Here is a 16324-nt window from a genome sequence, read left to right as displayed (position 1 = left end):
ATGAACGTTGCCCAATTTCAGTTTAAAACCGATATTTCCTCCGAACCCGTTTTGCGGGTCTCCAATCTCCAAGTCAATTATACTCGTACCAACAAGCCAGTAGCCGCAGTTAAAAAAATAAGCTTCGAAATCAATTCTGGTGAAGTTGTCGCTCTTGTCGGCGGGTCTGGTTCGGGAAAAACGACAGCGGCACACGCAGTTATCGGTTTACGTCGGGAATCCGCGACGATCGCCGGGGGCAGTATCGCGGTATTGGGTCAGGATGTAACATCTCTTTCTCAACGTGAATTGGCTTCGATCCGTGGTCGCCTTGTTGGTTATGTCCCGCAAGATCCCGGCGTTTCTCTTAACCCAGTTCAAAGGATCGGCAGCCAGGTCGCCGAAATTCTAAGTATTCATCAAGCAGTGAAAGCAACTGACATTGATGATACTGTCTTAAAGATCCTAAGTGATGTCGGGCTCCGCAACCCAGAACAAGTGATGCGTAAGTATCCTCATGAGCTCTCTGGCGGCATGCAGCAGCGCGTGCTGATTGCAATAGCTGTGGCGTGTAATCCAAAAATCATCATTGCTGATGAACCGACGAGTGCGCTTGATGTTACAGTGCAAAAGCAGATACTCGACCTTTTGTCGTCTTTCGCCGGAGTGAACCGGACTGCAGTTCTATTAATCACCCACGACCTTGCGGTTGCAGCACAGCGTGCTGATAGAATTATTGTGATGCAAGAAGGAGAAATTGTTGAAATCGGCGATGCCCAACAGATTATTGCGACGCCGCAGCATCCCTACACACGTTCTTTGATAAACGCTGCGCCCGGCTTTATGCGCCGAAAATCTCGTTGTGTCTTACCGAAAAACAATATGAGGATGCCGTATCTGCAGCTCCTAAACATAAATAAGACATTCAATGGAAAGACGGGCGGAAAAACTGTTGCCGTTGATGAAGTTTCGTTGTCAGTTTATGCAGGGACAACTTTCGGGTTAGTGGGGGAGTCTGGATCAGGGAAGACCACGATGGCCCGTATTGCTGCACAGCTCGAACGTGCTAGCAGTGGAAGAGTATTGATCGGCGGACGAGATATTAGCGCTCTGCGGGGACGCGACATTTTTGATATCAGGCGCAACATTCAATTCGTGCACCAAAACCCATTCAGCTCGCTCGATCCGAGATTTAATGTCGCCGAGATTATCATGGAGCCCTTACGGGCTTTCAGTATCGGCTCACGAAAAGATCAGAGGAACCGTGCAGAAGAGCTCCTTGCACAAGTAGCCCTCGATCATAGTTACCTCTCTCATCGTCCAAGAGAGCTATCGGGCGGCCAGCGGCAACGTGTTGCTATTGCAAGAGCATTAGCTCTGCAACCTGAGCTGATTATTCTGGACGAACCAGTATCGGCGCTGGATGTTCTTGTTCAAGATCAAATATTAAGGCTATTGCAGCGACTACAGCAGCAAATGGGATTGACTTATCTTTTCATATCCCACGATCTTGCAGTTATCCGGCAACTCAGTGACCATGTTGGAGTTATGCAAAACGGAAAACTTGTTGAAGTCGGTCTGACCGAGGATTTGTTTTCATCACCAAAACACCCATATACAAAACAGCTGCTAGATGCCATTCCGGAATGGACCAGAGCATAGAGTCGCCAATCGATATCCAGGAGAAACACAGGGATGAAACCTGAGCCCATTACCCTTGCGCCAGAAGATGCATCTGCTCGCAAGGCGATAAAACCTGTGATCTGCTACCCCGTCGATACACTGCCGCGCCCGGATCTTGCAGCCTATCGTGCGCTGCGCGATCAACTGGAATTTGTTGAACGCACCGTCGTTCCGGCTAGGGATGCAGCTTGCTGGAAGGTGCCTGCAGGACATTTCTGCCGCATCATCTGTAGCGAAGGTTCGCAGGTGGGTGACCTAAACCTGTTCAACGCCAAAAATCTACGTGAACGGCTGTATACGGGCAAGACACGTGCACTCAATGGAACGCATGTCGGCGCGGGGGATCAACTTTTCTCGAATATGCCTTATCTGCGTCCCATTGCAACGATCACGCATGACACGCTGGATTGGTACGGCTTCGACGAATTTGGTGGCTCGGTACACGACGTCATTGGAACCCGTTGTGATCCGTATACCCACAATCTGCTGAGCGATGGCGGCCAGTATCATCATTGTTGCCACTCCAATCTGACACGCGCCTTTGCCAAAGAGACAGGCAAGTCGCTTGAAGAGGCTGGCAACTTTGTTCACGATGTACTCAACGTTTTCATGTGCACAGGTTTCACGCGGGATACAGGACAATATTTCATGAAAGCAAGCCCTGTTCGCCCCGGGGACTATATCGAATTCTTCGCTGAAATAGACTTGTTGGGCTGTATGTCAGCATGCCCCGGCGGCGATTGCTCTTCAGAGCATTCATCCGATACTGCCGCCTGTTATCCACTCATCGTTGAAGTCTACAGGCCAACGCGTAAACCTGAAGGCTGGCTCGCACCAAAAATCAACGGTTATGATGGGACGCACGGCTATTGATACTTGTAATTAGCGTTAGCTGAGCAGACACCCGCGGACATTTCGCGGGTGCTTATTTAATCGACAGCATGTTTGAAGGCAAATCTACCGTGATTGCTGTACACTCAATTTTCCAGATAACCAGTCAACATTCCCGGCCTTGATTCAAGTCCTTCGAACCACGTATTCATCGCGTTGAAAAAATGTGTTGTCCACCGGACCGGACCGAAGGCATGATGCCTTGAGCTGGTTTTTCCAATATAGCGTGGTACGATGCTCGATCACACTCAGCTCGCCGCCTAAATTTAAAATCAAATTCAGGTAACGCTAGAAAATCAATCCATACATGATCTGCACTCGCAATGGATTTCGAAGCACATTTACAAAGAAGGCCATATTTGTCGACGTTATGAGTGCGGCATAAACATCAATCGGCCTCGATAGCACTATATGCAGAGATATTAGCGCGATGCCGTCTTTAAAGTGTGATATTACTTGCAGATAGTCTGCATCAGTCGCCGTCGATTATTTCTGATATTACAAACTTTGAGGAGCGAGCCGTTCAAGGCTTGAATCTTTTATTGAATTCAGCTCACCGCATTTCTCGCCCCGGCTCTACACTAACCTGCCCGCCTATTACTGCGGCGGCGAACACAGCTTCCGAGAACCTGATACGTCGATACGCACAGCATATTCTCCTTGCCTCCGAAAGCGTGCGTGCCGACGATGACATCGAAGCAAAGATTCAGTATCAACACGCGGAACAATTTTATCGAACTGCAGCCCTACTGAAGGCAGGTCACCAACAATGAGTAAAGAGACAATTTCCGAGACTGGGGAAAGCTCGGACGAAAAGGCCTGGCTGAAGGTTCTCTTGAAATATCGCACACCTCGGATAAGCCGCAGCATCTTCGAACTCGCAGTGACAGCTATCCCCTTCGTTGTATTCTGGATGTTGACTTGGCTTGCGGTGCATTTGGGTCTCTGGTGGGGCCTGGTCATGATTATTCCCGCCGCTGGTTTTCTGCTCCGCCTATTTATTATCCAGCACGATTGTGGCCATGGCTCCTTCTTCGCGCGCCGTCGCTTCGACGACTGGACCGGTCGCGTTCTCGGCGTTCTCACCCTCACACCATATGACTATTGGCGTATGGCGCACGCAACTCATCATGCCTCAACAGGAAATCTCGATCAGCGCGGTGTTGGCGACATCACCACTCTCACTGTGAGCGAATACCACGACCGCTCCTGGTGGGGACGGTTGGGTTATCGTCTTTATCGGCATCCGCTGGTCATGTTCGGCTTAGGGCCCGCGTGGCTTTTTCTGTTCCAGCAACGCCTGCCAATCGGCATGATGCGCGACGGCGCCCTCCCCTGGATATCAACAATGACTACCAACGTCGTTGTGGCGTTGGTTGCCTCACTGTTGATTTGGGCAATTGGACCGGTATCGTTTCTATTGGTCCATCTGCCTATCGTTCTGTTGGCCGGATCGATCGGCGTCTGGCTCTTCTACGTGCAACATCAGTTCGAGGAAACGCACTGGTCGAAAGCACCGGAATGGCAGTTTCCGAAAGCTGCCTTGCATGGTGCTTCTCATTACGATCTGCCGCTTGTCTTGCGCTGGATAACCGGAAACATTGGCGTCCACCATGTGCACCACCTCTCCAGCAGGGTTCCCTATTATCGCCTACAGGAGGTTCTGCGAGACCATCCGGAGTTAGGCGAAATCGGCAGGATCACCCTATGGCAAAGCCTGCAATGCGTGAAGCTAGTGCTGTGGGACGAGCGGAACCGAAAGCTGGTTTCGTTTCGTCAGGCCGCTGCGGTTGCCAACGCACTATAAGGCGCGTTCAGTGATTTGATGGAGTCGCTTAAGTCTGTACTGTTCAATCAATCAGAGTCAGATCGCTGATTGAAAACAGAAGTGCATCAGAAGCGTCCATCAAATATTCTGAAACGAGCAACGGCCTTTAAGAGCGAAGCCATCTTGAAGCGAGGACTATTGCAAAGCCTATAAGCAGTTGAATTCGCCCGCCTCGATGGGGTGATTGGTTCAGCAACCGCATCCTCTGGAGCTCATCGGAGATATCCCACCCGCCGAAGACGAGAAACAATACATCGCCATGCTGGATGTGCCCACCATGACTGCATATTCTCCAATTGGGAAGGCGGGGCGGCCTGGAGGTTTCAATCGAATGACTACTTTTGACGCTGCCCACGTGACATTGCAGTATGAGACTGACCGCTTCCTGGATTGACAGAGGGTTGTGTGGTCGATCGGAATAATCGCACATAGCCGACGCGCACCAATTAAAAATATAAAATCTGTAGCAACCAGCTCTGCTAAGCTGAGGCGACCTCTGACCCTCTGAGCACAGCTTGGGGACCTGGGTTTAGTACTCTACTCGATCGTAAGCCAGTCTGCGCGCCTTGATGACATCCATATTGTTGCGCAACCATAAATTAAACCCTTCAAGGGCGTGGAAGGCTCCATGGCCGATATCCGTCAGTTCATATTCGACACGTGGCGGCACTTCAGGGAAATAGTGGCGTATAACGAAGCCGTCTCGCTCGAGATTGCGCAGAGTTCGTGTCAGCATGCGTTGGGTGATTTCGCCGACCTCTTTTCTCAATGTTGAAAAGCGGAGCCGATGATCCTCAGCGATAGAAAGACGCAACAGAACCGGCACCGTCCATTTGTCACTCAGCAGACTGCAAACTCCATTTGACGGAATGGGCCTGAATTGCCTGTCTTTCTCTGGTCCGCGCGCTTTGCCAGCATCGATTTCTTCTTCCATAGGTATCATCCTTGTTACTAACGCTGGAAAATGTGCCGTCTTCCAGCTGAATATTATTCGTATATATGGATGGCTCTTGTTTAACGCGAGGGTTTCAAATGACCAATAGCAAGCATCCCATTCTCGTTTTCGGCGCCACTGGAAGACAAGGAGGATCTGTCGCCAAAGCCTTGTTGAAGGCAGGATGGTCCGTTCGCGCGCTCGTTCAGGATTCCAGCAAAGTTGCATCTGTGCAATTGCGAAATGCTGGAATCGAGCTTGTGCAGGGCTCATTTGAAGAAGCCAATGTAATCCGCTCGGCGATGAAAGGCGCCTATGGTGTCTTCAGCGTGTTGCCAGCAAACCTGGCCGCCGAGGACGAAATTCGTCATGGTATCTCGATCGCAGATATTGCTGCTGAAACGGGCATCAACCATTTTGTTTATTCATCGGGCGCTAGCGTGGGCAATGAACTGACAGGCGTTCCACGTTTCGATGCGAAATCCCGCATCGAAGCCCATGTTCGACAACTGGACATGACCATCACTATCATCCGACCAACGATTTTTATGGAGATGCTGGTGCGCCCCGGTTTCGGTCTGGATGAGGGCCGTTTGGTTTCCCTCATCCGGCCGGATCACTCCATTCAGTTAATCTCTGTGGAAGACATCGGCAGGTTCGTTGCTGCCGTGTTTTCTAATAAGTCCCGTTTTGGCGGCGCAACCCTTAAGATCGCGAGCGACCGCCTGACTGGACACGAGCTTGAGGTCGCTCTCAGTGAAGCAGCCGGTCGCCCAATAACCTATGACCGGCTTTCTGAAGACGTTCTCGCTGCAAACGCTGACCTCGCACATATGGCAAAGAGCCTGGAAAGCGGGCCGCTTGCAGAGCTGATTGATCTCGAACTCATGCGCGAAATTAACCCCGAACTTGTGAAATTCGTGCCTTGGCTCGCTGGCAATGGCCGCCGTTCGCTAGATGTCGCCTTGCATGCGTCAGTATCCTGACGCTACGCCAAATCCAATAATCACAGCGGGACTGTAACGGGCACAGGCTTAGCAGGCGGCTTTCCACCTTAATTGCCGTCGTTCCTCTCCGTTTCGGCGACATCGCTGCGGATCAGCCTCTTCCCTAGTCGCGCGCAAGGGCTTCGATCGGGTTAAGATTGGCGGCGTTGCGCGCGGGGAGAAAGCCGAATACCACACCGATAATGGTTGAACAGGCGAAAGCTATTACAATGGAACCTGCGGAGAAGATCATTTTAAAGTTGGGGCTCAACACGTTAAAGAGCGTGCCGATCCCGAAAGCGACTATCACGCCCATCAAGCCGCCCACGAGGCAGACCAAGATGGCCTCGATTAGGAACTGGGAGAGGATGTCGCTGCGGCGAGCTCCAACAGCCACACGAACACCGATCTCCTTGGTGCGCTCAGTCACTGACACCAACATGATGTTCATCACACCTATGCCGCCGACTATCAGTGAGATCACGGCGACTGACGAAATCAGTAACGTCAGGGTTTGCGTGGTAGTTTCGATGGTTTCGCGAATGGTCGCCGAGTTGGTGAGGAAAAAGTCTTTTGCGCCGTGCCGACGCTCGATAAGGCGCGAAACCGCTGCCTCAACATTTCCTGGATCAACATCGTCGCTAATGCGGATCGTTATGCCTTCGACGTTCGGACGACCCAGCATGCGGCCCATAACTGTCGTGTAAGGCGCATAAATAGTCAATGTATCAATCGCCGGGCCGAAAGAATTTTCCTGTTTTGTCACGCCCACGACCCTCGCCGGCATTGTGCCCAGAAGGATGACTTGTCCCACTGGGTTTACTCGGTCAGGAAACAGGTCTCGCGCGGCATTTGCATCTATCACTACCTTCTGGCTGGAGCCGTTAATATCCCTGGGATCGAACAATTTTCCATGCGCCAATTCAAGGCCCCTTACGCGAAAGAAATCTGCTCCAACGCCGTTAACTTGCGCATTGACTGCCACATTGGCGCGCTTGACAGTTACGTCAGTCGAGATAGTTGGCGTCACGCTATCGACATACGGCTGGTTCGCGAGAGCTTCGGCGTCGGATGGTACCAAGGTCCGTATCTTGCCGGCTTCAAGATCACCGAAGCCTTTCCCGACACGCACCTCGATCGTGTTGGTGCCGAGCGAACTGATACTGTTTAGGATTTGTTGCTGCGAGCCGGCCCCAAGGGCCGAGATTGCCGCCACCGAGGCTATACCGATGATGATGCCCAGCATTGTGAGAAGCGAACGCATCTTGTGTGCCCAGATTGCCGCGCCCGCCATACGAAAGGCTTCACTCAACCGATCAAATGCGCCACGCCAACCAGCATTCGATGGGCGTTGGAGGATGGGACGAGCCATCGCGGCTGACTTGGATATATTGAGCTCGTCGGAAATGATAACGCCGTCGCTGATTTCTACAACACGATCCGCTTGCTCGGCAATCTTCTTGTCGTGAGTAACAAGGACAATGGTGTGCCCCTCTGCGTGCAGCTCCCGCAGGATTGTCATCACTTCGGCGCCACTATGTGTGTCCAGTGCTCCTGTCGGCTCGTCCGCCAAAATTATTTCGCCGCCGTTCATTAGAGCACGGGCGATCGACACTCTTTGCTGCTGCCCCCCCGATAACTTGCCCGGGACATTGCCCGCCCGCTCGGCCAAGCCCAGTCGACCCAACAGTGAAAGGGCCCGCTTACGCCGGTCTACCCCGCTGCGCCCGGCATAGATGGCCGGTACCTCGACGTTACTAGCCGCGCTAAGGTCTCCAAGCAGATGATAACGCTGAAAGATGAAACCAAACCGCTCACGGCGCAGCGCAGCCAGTTCGTCGACGGTCATCTTCGACGTCTCAAGCCCTTCGATCCAGTAGCTGCCGGTCGTTGGACGATCGAGACAGCCAAGGATATTCATAAGGGTTGATTTTCCAGAGCCCGAGGCACCGATGATGGCCATCATCTCACCTGTTTTTATGTCGAGATCGACGTCTTTCAGCACCCGCACCATCTCGTCGCCTGCGGGAAAAGCGCGTGATACCCCATGTAAGCGGATCAGTGGCTCTGTCATAGCACTGTCCTACTGCTTCGCCACTGCAAGCTGAGCCTGGCCATCTGCACGCTCGTCTGTAGACGCTCCCAGCACGATGATCTCACCTGCCTTAAGGCCGTTAAGGATCTGAATTTCTGAGCCATTGTCGACGCCGACCTGGACCTGTCGGATCTGGATCTCTCCCCCTGCGTCGAGTACCCGGATGCGTGCGATATCGTTGGCGCGTGGCGCGCCTTCTACAGCACTCAGCGGGACCAGCAGGGTCCCGCTAACGCGGCTGAGAACGATCGATACTTGCGCCGTCATGGAGGGCCGCAGAACCCCGTCGGCGTTTGCTACGTCGATCAAACCGGTGTAATAGACCGCGCCGTTCGTTGAGCCAACCCCGCTTGCCGCGGTGTTGCTCTCGTTGGAGATAGTTACCGGGGCCGGTTCCACTTGACGTAACTCACCATCGAAGCGGCGTCTCGGCTCGCCAAGAATGCTGAACCAAACCGGTAGCCCCTGCCTTACACGCACAACATCAGCCTCGGAAATATCAGCGCGCACAGTCATTGTGTCCAATCGCGCGATCATGACGATAGTCGGAGCGGTCTGCAGCGCATTTACGGTCTGCCCTTCTTCGGTGACAATCGCTACCACGGTGCCACCGATTGGGGCGGTAATTCGGGTATAGCCAAGCTCTATACCAGCGGACTCAAGCGCGATCTGCGCCTGAGCGACCTGAGCCTCCAGTGCATGGACTTCCGCCCGCGCACTATCTCGCGCAGCGACGGCTGTGTCATACTGGGCGTGCGCCGTCGAACCTCCTTTGAGCAACTCATGCTGGCGCTCTAGATCCTTTTCGGCTTTCACCAGACCAGCCATACGCGCGGTGTGGAGCGCACGGATATTGGCCAAAGCAGCCTCTCGGTCCCGTAAGGTATTGCGCCGGGTCTGGGCATCGATCTCGGCTACCAATTGGCCAGCCTCGACAACGTCGCCGATCTTGACCGCCAGGTGCTCAACGCGACCCGAAGCCTGAGCACCGACACGCACCAGCTCAAGCGGTTCGAGAACTCCGGTCGCCAATACGACCTCCTCAATGTCGCCCGTTCGCGCCTGAGCGGTGACCAGTTCTGGCTTTGCCGGTGTACGCAGAAACTGGTGCCAGACAACCAGCAGACCCACTAGGACCGCGGTCGCCAGGGTGAAACGCTTGCGGGTAATGTGTCGTGTCATTAAATATTGGTCCATGCCATTGAAAACTGGTGGCTTTTTCGGTCATGAAAATTACCCCAAAATTACGGGTACTGGTTGCCGCGGCTGGCAACTGCTCAGCGTCCTGACACTAATTTTCAGCCGTCAATGTTTGACGCACATTGCAAGGCTAACCAATCGACAAAGCCTGTCGGCAAGGTGGATGGCACCCCGAAGAGGGTCCGCCGGACGTCAAAGACGGTGACAGTCTTATTCAGCTGGTATCAACCGACTAAACCAACGATAGCACAGTCGGCGCTACCGGCGGCTCCCTACAACTTGCGGAAAACGCGCATGTCGCGCCAACGAACCGCAAAGATACTGCCTTCACCGGGAGCGGAAGAGACCTCGACATACCCCCCATGGCGCGTCACGATCTCGTTGACCATGCTGAGCCCAAGGCCCGCACCTGAGCCGTGAGGGCTGACCCGGTAGAACGGCTCAAATATACGCGCTTGCTTATCATCGGCAATGCCGCAGCCCTGATCGGCTACAGTCACACTTCCGTCAGCTTCAATACCAACTGATATCTGGCCCCTTCCACCTCCGTACTGGACTGCGTTGCGCACCAGATTGACAAATGCACGCTCCAGAGCTTCAGCATCACCACGAATGAACACGTCTTCGGCATCGCTGTCGAAGGAAATCTCATAGCCTTCGGCGATCGCCAGGGGAGCCAGGTCGGCAACCACGTTTGATAGAGCCCTATTAAGATCGATAGGTAAATTCTGCTGCGGCTTCTGCCGGTATTTCTCAGTATCTAAAAGCTGGTTCGCGATAACTGTAAGTCGCTTGGTGGCCGTCTGTAGGTGCGTTTTGTCTGCACTTGGTGAAAGGGTATCGATTCTCACCTGCAAAATAGCGATCGGTGTTCGAAGTTCGTGCGCGGCGTTAACGAAGAAGCGTTCCGTCGCTTCGAACCCACTATCAAGACGACGCAGCGCTTTGTTAATGTCGCGCACCAGGCGAAGCACCTCATTGGGCAAGCCATGCTCTTCCACCAGAGCGCCACGTGTGTCGAGAACAATCCTGTCGAGGCGATTTGCCAGAACGCTGAACGAACGCAGTGCCCACCGTGTCACAACCGGAACCCCAATCAGGGAAATGGCGACAAGGATGAGCGCCGGGACGCCGATGGCAAGGTTCCCCAGCAACACGGTCAAACCGTATTGAGACATAGAAATTCCGCCCGCAAAAATCGTTGCCTTACCGGCTTGAGTGTCGAAACGCTCCATGCGGGCTACACTCATTGGATCATCCAGATAACCATGGAGTTCAACGCTTCTAAACGTCCGCAAGAATTGTATGTTGTCTGCGATGTTGTCGGGAGGCGCGCCATGGACAAGAATAGTATCGTTGCCCATATCCGCCACGAACCACAAGTCAGGGGCGTCGTTCATCATTTCTGTCAGTTTGGCTGTCGGTTCAAGGCGGGGCCGACGGTCCGGCCCAAGATCAATCGAATCTGCTATTTCCTGAGACACCCACACTGACGTTATTGCCACATCAGGTTTGATGCCCGAAAGAAGATAAAACACCAGGCCCAGCGAGGCGATGACCGCACATAACTGTAGGACAATAAAGCCAAGAGTGAACCGCCAGCGAAGCGATGTTGTGGTCATTCTAGTTCTGCTCATGAAGATAGTAGCCTATGCCACGAATGTTCTTAATGACAATGTCGGCATCCGCTTCACCGAGCTTTCTTCGCAGGCGAGACATATTGGACTCCAGTGAGTTCGATTGGATCTCATCGTCGAAGGAATACACGTGCCCCTCAAGAGACGAGCGCAACACTGTACGACCGCGATTTCTTAGAAGTGTTTCCATAATGAGCAACTCCCGGCGGGTTAGCGCAATACGAACGCCGTTGACGCGCACATCGCATGAAACACGATCATAGGTAACATTTCCGGCAGCTAGAACGGACGACCCCGTTGTCGGAGCCCGCCGCAGCACAGCGCTCATTCTGGCAATCAGCTCGGGAATTTCGAACGGCTTCGGCAAATAGTCATCAGCACCGTCATTGAGTCCGGAAATACGCTCGCCGGTCGTCCTTAGGGCGGAAATGATTATCGATCGCGTATTTGAACCCGCGCGGCGCAAATCACCGAGGAATGTACTGCCATCTCCATCCGGCAGCTGCCGATCGATGAGGACGATGTCATAATTCGCCATAGCGATTGCTTCCCGTGCCATTGCCAGATTTCCAACAGCGTCAATAACGATACCATGCTGCGAGAGGGCTGCCCTCAACGCATCAGTCATTTCCGGATCGTCTTCGATGAGTAGAAGTTTCATAGTCGCCTAATCAGTCAAGTTTCTGACTATCACTCCGATAGTCTTTACAGCAAAACTACGGCTCTGGTTCAGATAAACTCGACGGTCGTGATGTCGTGACAATCCGGTTGTAGGACATCATCAAACTGCGATGGACGTTTAGACCGGAAAGATCGAACATCGTCCGGTATCCATCTCGCCTTTGATATGTGTCAGCCAAACCACAATATTTATCGGCAGCGACCGTAATAATCCCGGTATCTGCACCCATAGCCGCGGCCGTCCTGTTGTTCCCAGCGTTCGCGGCGGTTCCTGTCGTTGCGTTCGCTGATATTACCTGCCACGGCCCCGCCCACGCCACCCGCCGCAGCTCCGACTGCAGCGCCCTCCCATGTGCCGCTTGCCAGCCCGCCAATGATGGCGCCTCCCGCTGCGCCAATTCCTGCACCCTTTTCCGTCTGGCTGCACGCTGTCAGCATTATGCAAACGATTACACCTGAAATGATCTTATTCATGCCCGTCCTTTCGTTCCGTCACCAAAGCGGTCGTCCGTCGACCGTTGAAGCGCACCGAGGCAAAGACGTATGGCCATCGAAACTTACGGGGAAGTTACGCAGAATATTAGGTCCCTAGCCCCGGCTGCGCAATTCATCTTCGTTAAGATTGTCGAGTTGTAGGGGCTGTGGCCTTGCTCAAAAAGCGAGCCTTCCTTGTGCATTCGACGAGGATACCTGCGGTGAATGCCTTGCGCGCCAATACGCCATCGCCGGTGTCTCGCCGCCAAGCTGGTATCAGGATCATGCTCCCACGGACTGACATTTTGCCCAGTGCCCTGACACGTGGGCCAAGAAAAGTAGAGTTGAAACAACAGCTCACACAGGATGAGAAGGCGCTGTCACCGTTGACTGCCGCATTGATGTTCTCAACTTAGGTTGCCAGGAAACCGGATGAGAACAGCTTGAAAGCGGCCGATGCCTTGGGCAGTGTTGCGTGCGGATCGCCACTTGACGCGACCCAGAGTGCTGCATTAAGAGCCGCGCCGTTCAGCAGGCGCGCCGCAGCTTCGATGTCAACCGGCTTGAGCACACCCGCCTCGAACATCTCAGTCAATGCCATGCGGGTATCCTCAAGACATGCGCTCTGGCTGGGCCATTGCGATGGATCACCCAGAAAGGCCGGTCCGTCCAACAACACGATACGTTGAACCTCGGGGTCCAATGCCGCCTCAATGTAAGCCAAACCCTGCGCTTCCAGCGCGGCCCAACCAGTCAAAGCTTGTTCACCTGTCTGCCGAGCCCGCTCGGCCATTTCTCCATCAATTTGTGCCACGACTGCTGCCAACAGCCCCTTCTTGTCTCCGAAATGGTGATAGAGAGCGCCCCGCGTGAGTCCGGCCGTAGCAGTAAGATCGTCCATCGAAGCATTGGCGAACCCCTTTTCGGCAAAGGCAAGCCTCGCCGCGGCAATCAGCTTCAGACGAGTTTCCTCCATCATTGCCGACCGACTTCTGGACGCATTTCCGACCACTAAGATTTCCTTTCCTGCACACCCGGATTGACATACGATGCGTATGTCAATTACACATACGCATCGTATCTGAAACCTTGCCGCCTGTGAAGGCTTTCGTTCCATGAGGTAAATATGACTACTCCCATTCCTGTTTTCCCTGCGAACCGCCATGCACTTTACAAAGCGCACGGCTATTCGGCAGCAATTCGCTCTGGGGATCTGCTTTTCGTGTCCGGCCAGGTCGGCAGCCGCGAAGACGGCAGTCCTGAGCCAAACTATCCGTCACAGGTCCGCCGCGCCTTTGAGAATCTTAAGAGCGTCCTGTCGGCAGCCGGATGCGGTTTTGCGGATATCGTTGATGTGACCAGCTTCCATACAGATCCGGAGTCTCAAATCGAGGCATTCATGGCGGTGAAAACCGAGGTTTTCCCGAACGCGCCTTATCCAAACTGGACAGCTGTCGGTGTGAACTGGCTCGCGGGGTTCGATGTTGAGATCAAGGTTATCGCCCGTATTCCCACAGTATCTTAGCTTAGGCGCTGCCTATTCCTCCCGCTGAACTGCCAGCACAACTGGCCCGCTCACGACAACCGATCGGAGCAGCGGGACCTTACGCCAAAGAATTCAGGGAATGTGGCCATTCAGTTGATCGCATAGGTTATCAGCAATGAGCCGTTGAAATCGATATGCCTACATGGGTTGAGCGAGATCGAGTTTGTCTTGCGAACCAGAAGGCCAGCAAGGATGGCGGCACAGATAAACGCCCTGCCGCCGACGCCAGCCAATACGCCAAATTGGAGATGTGCATTAAAAACTGCATTATCCGAATAGAAGGTCAGTCCGGAAAAGGACCGTTTGGTCTTGAAAGGCCGGAAAGGTACAGCTGCCATATAGCCTGAGAACTTTGCATAACCGCTTCCGACCTCCTTGGGTGCCGCTCCCCGGTATTAATGACGTCCGCCGTTCTGGACACTACGGTCACCGAGGCTATCGGGTGGCTTGAAAATTCAGCAATAAACGGGATGGCCAGAATTCGTATGGATCCGTTCTAATTTCAGATTCGACGGTCGCAAATGAGTGTGCAATCTGGCAGACTTTCAGACAACGATAAGAACTGACAGGAGGAAACATGAGCGATCGTCACGAACACAATCCATTCGATGGCCTTCAAATGCAGGGAGTGCATTACGAGCGAGTCGATATGTCAGGCGCAAATTTCGATTGTGTGAACCTCGCAGGAGCGCAATTTTACGCGGTTCTAACTAAGGCAAAATTCACCGATACGAATTTGAGCGAAACGCTTTTTGACGATATCAGCCTTGCAGACGCGCGTTTTAACAACGCCAATATGTCCGGAGTCACCATCACTAATGCAAATTTATCGCGATTGACAATGCGCGGTGTCACCTTGGCAGACGCAGACATCAAAGACGCCGATTTGACTGGAATGAAGATCAATGGTGTTCTCGTAACTGATCTATTCAGCGCCTATGAAAAGACAAAACCCTAGAGAAATCCGACTTGCATGACAGAATATTGTGCCATTAGACGGCCGACCTGCGCGCATTGCCGGCAAGGAAGCTGGCGGGTTGGCTCCTACATCTTTGCGATCGTTGTTAATATGAAAAGAAAATAGCTGTTCTCAACTGAATGTCACTGGATTACGGAGGCGAATGATCCGGCGATGGAGGCGTCGCAAAGGTGATCAAGTTCCCGTCGGGGTCACGCTCATGTGCCAGCCTTGAATAGGCGCACGGGATATCGTCACCCAACACGACTCCACCTTTCCCGATTTGCTCCAATGTCATCAACAATGAGCGACAGTCACGCCGCATCCGGCCATTTCATTATACTTTGGGCACGTGCATGTTTCATATCAGCAAGGCTGTGTGTTTTCATCGATTTCGCTACTGATAATTGGCGCAAACGCAAGATTGCAGTTGGCCCATGACCTGCTAATTAGAATTGCCGCAATTCCGCGACCACGAAATCGAGGAATACCCTGAGCTTCGGCGAAAGTTGATGCCTAGACGGATAGATGGCGTAGACCGACAATTCGACCTTGGTCCAGTCTGGCAAAAGCGAAACGAGGTCGCCACTGGCAAGATCCTCAGCCACGTAACGTAAGGGTATCAAACTCAGGCCAAAGCCCTCCAACAGGGCATCGCGAACCGCGAGGCTGGTCGTAACCGAATAGCGACCTTGTACGGGGACCGATACTCGCTCGTCCCCGTTGTAGAACTCCCAAACGTCGGCATGGCCGGAAAGACTGAAACGGATACAGTTATGCCCCTTCAAATCTTCAGGTGTCACGGGTGTTCCCGCGGCCTCCAGGTATCGAGGTGACGCGCACAAGACGTGCGGTAGGGTCATCAGTTTGCGAGCTGTAAGGCTCGTGTCCTCGAGCGCGTCGCTTCCGCGGATCGCAAGGTCGAAACCGTCGCGAACGATATCAACACGCCTGTCGTTCAGGTCAAGGTCCAGTTTGATATCAGGAAATTGCTCGAGAAATTTCGGAATAGCTCGTGATAGGCAGACCAAGGTCGTGGTCATCGGCGCCGCGACGCGAAGCGTACCAATCGGCTTCGAATTGAGAGGCCCCATAGCCTGATCCGCCTCATCAAGCCCGTCAAGAAGAGGTACAATCCGCGAGAGGTACATCAATCCGGCCTCTGTCAGGCTCATCCGTCGTGTGGTTCTGTTGAACAGGCGAACGCCAAGCCTAGCTTCGAGCTCGGCAACGTTCTTTCCTATCGCGGCAGGTGTCATCCCAAGGCCTCTTGAAGCTTCTGCGAAGCTGCCTTTCTCAGCAGTGCGGCGAAAAGCCGTAAGAGCTGTTAATCGTTCCATATTCAATACTCTCTGTTTCGAGTGTCGATATAAATTCGATCATTAACAAATGGAAGAAGGGTTATAAATTGCCGCTATCTTGAAATGGAGAT

Annotated in this window: 15 protein-coding genes; 6 read left to right on the top strand and 9 right to left on the bottom strand. The window is 53.2% G+C overall.

The features are described from left to right. From QSJ70_RS22130 to QSJ70_RS22120, 3 genes are all read left to right on the top strand, one after another. Positions 1-1641, top strand: a complete 1641-nt coding sequence (locus QSJ70_RS22130) for a dipeptide ABC transporter ATP-binding protein (RefSeq protein WP_285539681.1) — start codon at positions 1-3, stop codon at positions 1639-1641. Between the two features lie 33 nt (positions 1642-1674). Then, positions 1675-2535, top strand: coding sequence for an urea carboxylase-associated family protein (locus QSJ70_RS22125; protein WP_285539679.1), 861 nt, complete (start codon positions 1675-1677; stop codon positions 2533-2535). 787 nt (positions 2536-3322) lie between these two features. Further along, complete coding sequence (locus QSJ70_RS22120; RefSeq protein ID WP_215781272.1) at positions 3323-4360, top strand: fatty acid desaturase; 1038 nt, start codon at positions 3323-3325, stop codon at positions 4358-4360. Positions 4361-4910: 550 nt separating this feature from the next. Here QSJ70_RS22120 and QSJ70_RS22115 read toward each other — a convergent pair. Continuing rightward, complete coding sequence (locus tag QSJ70_RS22115; RefSeq protein WP_285539675.1) at positions 4911-5315, bottom strand: winged helix-turn-helix transcriptional regulator; 405 nt, start codon at positions 5313-5315, stop codon at positions 4911-4913. Positions 5316-5413: 98 nt separating this feature from the next. Between QSJ70_RS22115 and QSJ70_RS22110 the strand changes: the two genes are divergently transcribed. Continuing rightward, positions 5414-6301 (top strand): NmrA/HSCARG family protein, encoded by an 888-nt coding sequence (locus QSJ70_RS22110; protein WP_285539673.1) that lies wholly within the window; start codon positions 5414-5416, stop codon positions 6299-6301. A 124-nt stretch (positions 6302-6425) separates the two neighbouring features. Here the strand turns inward: QSJ70_RS22110 and QSJ70_RS22105 are convergent, their stop codons facing one another. The 6 genes from QSJ70_RS22105 to QSJ70_RS22080 form a co-directional block, all read right to left on the bottom strand. Then, positions 6426-8375: a MacB family efflux pump subunit gene (locus QSJ70_RS22105; RefSeq protein ID WP_285539671.1), complete on the bottom strand. Its 1950-nt coding sequence runs from the start codon at positions 8373-8375 to the stop codon at positions 6426-6428. A gap of 9 nt (positions 8376-8384) precedes the next feature. After that, the gene (locus QSJ70_RS22100) at positions 8385-9578 is read right to left on the bottom strand and encodes an efflux RND transporter periplasmic adaptor subunit (RefSeq protein ID WP_285539669.1); all 1194 of its coding nucleotides are present in this window, start codon (positions 9576-9578) and stop codon (positions 8385-8387) included. A 290-nt stretch (positions 9579-9868) separates the two neighbouring features. Further along, the gene (locus tag QSJ70_RS22095; RefSeq protein ID WP_285539667.1) at positions 9869-11218 is read right to left on the bottom strand and encodes a sensor histidine kinase; all 1350 of its coding nucleotides are present in this window, start codon (positions 11216-11218) and stop codon (positions 9869-9871) included. 1 nt (position 11219) lies between these two features. Beyond that, positions 11220-11894, bottom strand: a complete 675-nt coding sequence (locus QSJ70_RS22090; RefSeq protein WP_285539665.1) for a response regulator transcription factor — start codon at positions 11892-11894, stop codon at positions 11220-11222. Positions 11895-12103: 209 nt separating this feature from the next. Further along, positions 12104-12388 carry a YMGG-like glycine zipper-containing protein gene (locus QSJ70_RS22085; RefSeq protein ID WP_285539663.1) on the bottom strand — a complete coding sequence of 95 codons (285 nt, stop codon included), beginning with the start codon at positions 12386-12388 and terminating at the stop codon, positions 12104-12106. Between the two features lie 412 nt (positions 12389-12800). Then, the gene (locus QSJ70_RS22080) at positions 12801-13367 is read right to left on the bottom strand and encodes a TetR/AcrR family transcriptional regulator (protein ID WP_502871710.1); all 567 of its coding nucleotides are present in this window, start codon (positions 13365-13367) and stop codon (positions 12801-12803) included. 147 nt (positions 13368-13514) lie between these two features. Between QSJ70_RS22080 and QSJ70_RS22075 the strand changes: the two genes are divergently transcribed. Continuing rightward, positions 13515-13913, top strand: coding sequence for a RidA family protein (locus tag QSJ70_RS22075; RefSeq protein ID WP_285539661.1), 399 nt, complete (start codon positions 13515-13517; stop codon positions 13911-13913). A gap of 110 nt (positions 13914-14023) precedes the next feature. Here QSJ70_RS22075 and QSJ70_RS22070 read toward each other — a convergent pair whose 3' ends face one another. After that, entirely contained in the window at positions 14024-14272 is a 249-nt protein-coding gene (locus tag QSJ70_RS22070) for a hypothetical protein (protein WP_285539659.1), read from the bottom strand. A 239-nt stretch (positions 14273-14511) separates the two neighbouring features. Between QSJ70_RS22070 and QSJ70_RS22065 the strand changes: the two genes are divergently transcribed. Then, positions 14512-14892, top strand: a complete 381-nt coding sequence (locus QSJ70_RS22065; protein WP_285539657.1) for a pentapeptide repeat-containing protein — start codon at positions 14512-14514, stop codon at positions 14890-14892. A 449-nt stretch (positions 14893-15341) separates the two neighbouring features. On the opposite strand, the gene QSJ70_RS22060 is transcribed toward QSJ70_RS22065, so the two are convergent. Next, a complete protein-coding gene (locus QSJ70_RS22060; protein ID WP_285539655.1) occupies positions 15342-16232 on the bottom strand; it encodes a LysR family transcriptional regulator in 891 nt (296 codons plus the stop codon). Positions 16233-16324: the final 92 nt, after the last annotated feature.

Origin of the sequence: Brucella sp. NBRC 12950 (assembly GCF_030268145.1) — a bacterium.
In the GTDB taxonomy this organism is placed as follows: Bacteria; Pseudomonadota; Alphaproteobacteria; order Rhizobiales; family Rhizobiaceae; genus Brucella.
This window is presented reverse-complemented; position numbering and strand designations above follow the sequence as displayed.

Coding starts and splice junctions, on each gene's coding strand:
- QSJ70_RS22130 (WP_285539681.1), top strand. CDS start 1: ATGAACGTTGCCCAATTTCAGTTTAAAACCGATATTTCCTCCGAACCC.
- QSJ70_RS22125 (WP_285539679.1), top strand. CDS start 1,675: ATGAAACCTGAGCCCATTACCCTTGCGCCAGAAGATGCATCTGCTCGC.
- QSJ70_RS22120 (WP_215781272.1), top strand. CDS start 3,323: ATGAGTAAAGAGACAATTTCCGAGACTGGGGAAAGCTCGGACGAAAAG.
- QSJ70_RS22115 (WP_285539675.1), bottom strand. CDS start 5,315: ATGGAAGAAGAAATCGATGCTGGCAAAGCGCGCGGACCAGAGAAAGAC.
- QSJ70_RS22110 (WP_285539673.1), top strand. CDS start 5,414: ATGACCAATAGCAAGCATCCCATTCTCGTTTTCGGCGCCACTGGAAGA.
- QSJ70_RS22105 (WP_285539671.1), bottom strand. CDS start 8,375: ATGACAGAGCCACTGATCCGCTTACATGGGGTATCACGCGCTTTTCCC.
- QSJ70_RS22100 (WP_285539669.1), bottom strand. CDS start 9,578: ATGACACGACACATTACCCGCAAGCGTTTCACCCTGGCGACCGCGGTC.
- QSJ70_RS22095 (WP_285539667.1), bottom strand. CDS start 11,218: ATGACCACAACATCGCTTCGCTGGCGGTTCACTCTTGGCTTTATTGTC.
- QSJ70_RS22090 (WP_285539665.1), bottom strand. CDS start 11,894: ATGAAACTTCTACTCATCGAAGACGATCCGGAAATGACTGATGCGTTG.
- QSJ70_RS22085 (WP_285539663.1), bottom strand. CDS start 12,388: ATGAATAAGATCATTTCAGGTGTAATCGTTTGCATAATGCTGACAGCG.
- QSJ70_RS22080 (WP_502871710.1), bottom strand. CDS start 13,367: ATGATGGAGGAAACTCGTCTGAAGCTGATTGCCGCGGCGAGGCTTGCC.
- QSJ70_RS22075 (WP_285539661.1), top strand. CDS start 13,515: ATGACTACTCCCATTCCTGTTTTCCCTGCGAACCGCCATGCACTTTAC.
- QSJ70_RS22070 (WP_285539659.1), bottom strand. CDS start 14,272: ATGGCAGCTGTACCTTTCCGGCCTTTCAAGACCAAACGGTCCTTTTCC.
- QSJ70_RS22065 (WP_285539657.1), top strand. CDS start 14,512: ATGAGCGATCGTCACGAACACAATCCATTCGATGGCCTTCAAATGCAG.
- QSJ70_RS22060 (WP_285539655.1), bottom strand. CDS start 16,232: ATGGAACGATTAACAGCTCTTACGGCTTTTCGCCGCACTGCTGAGAAA.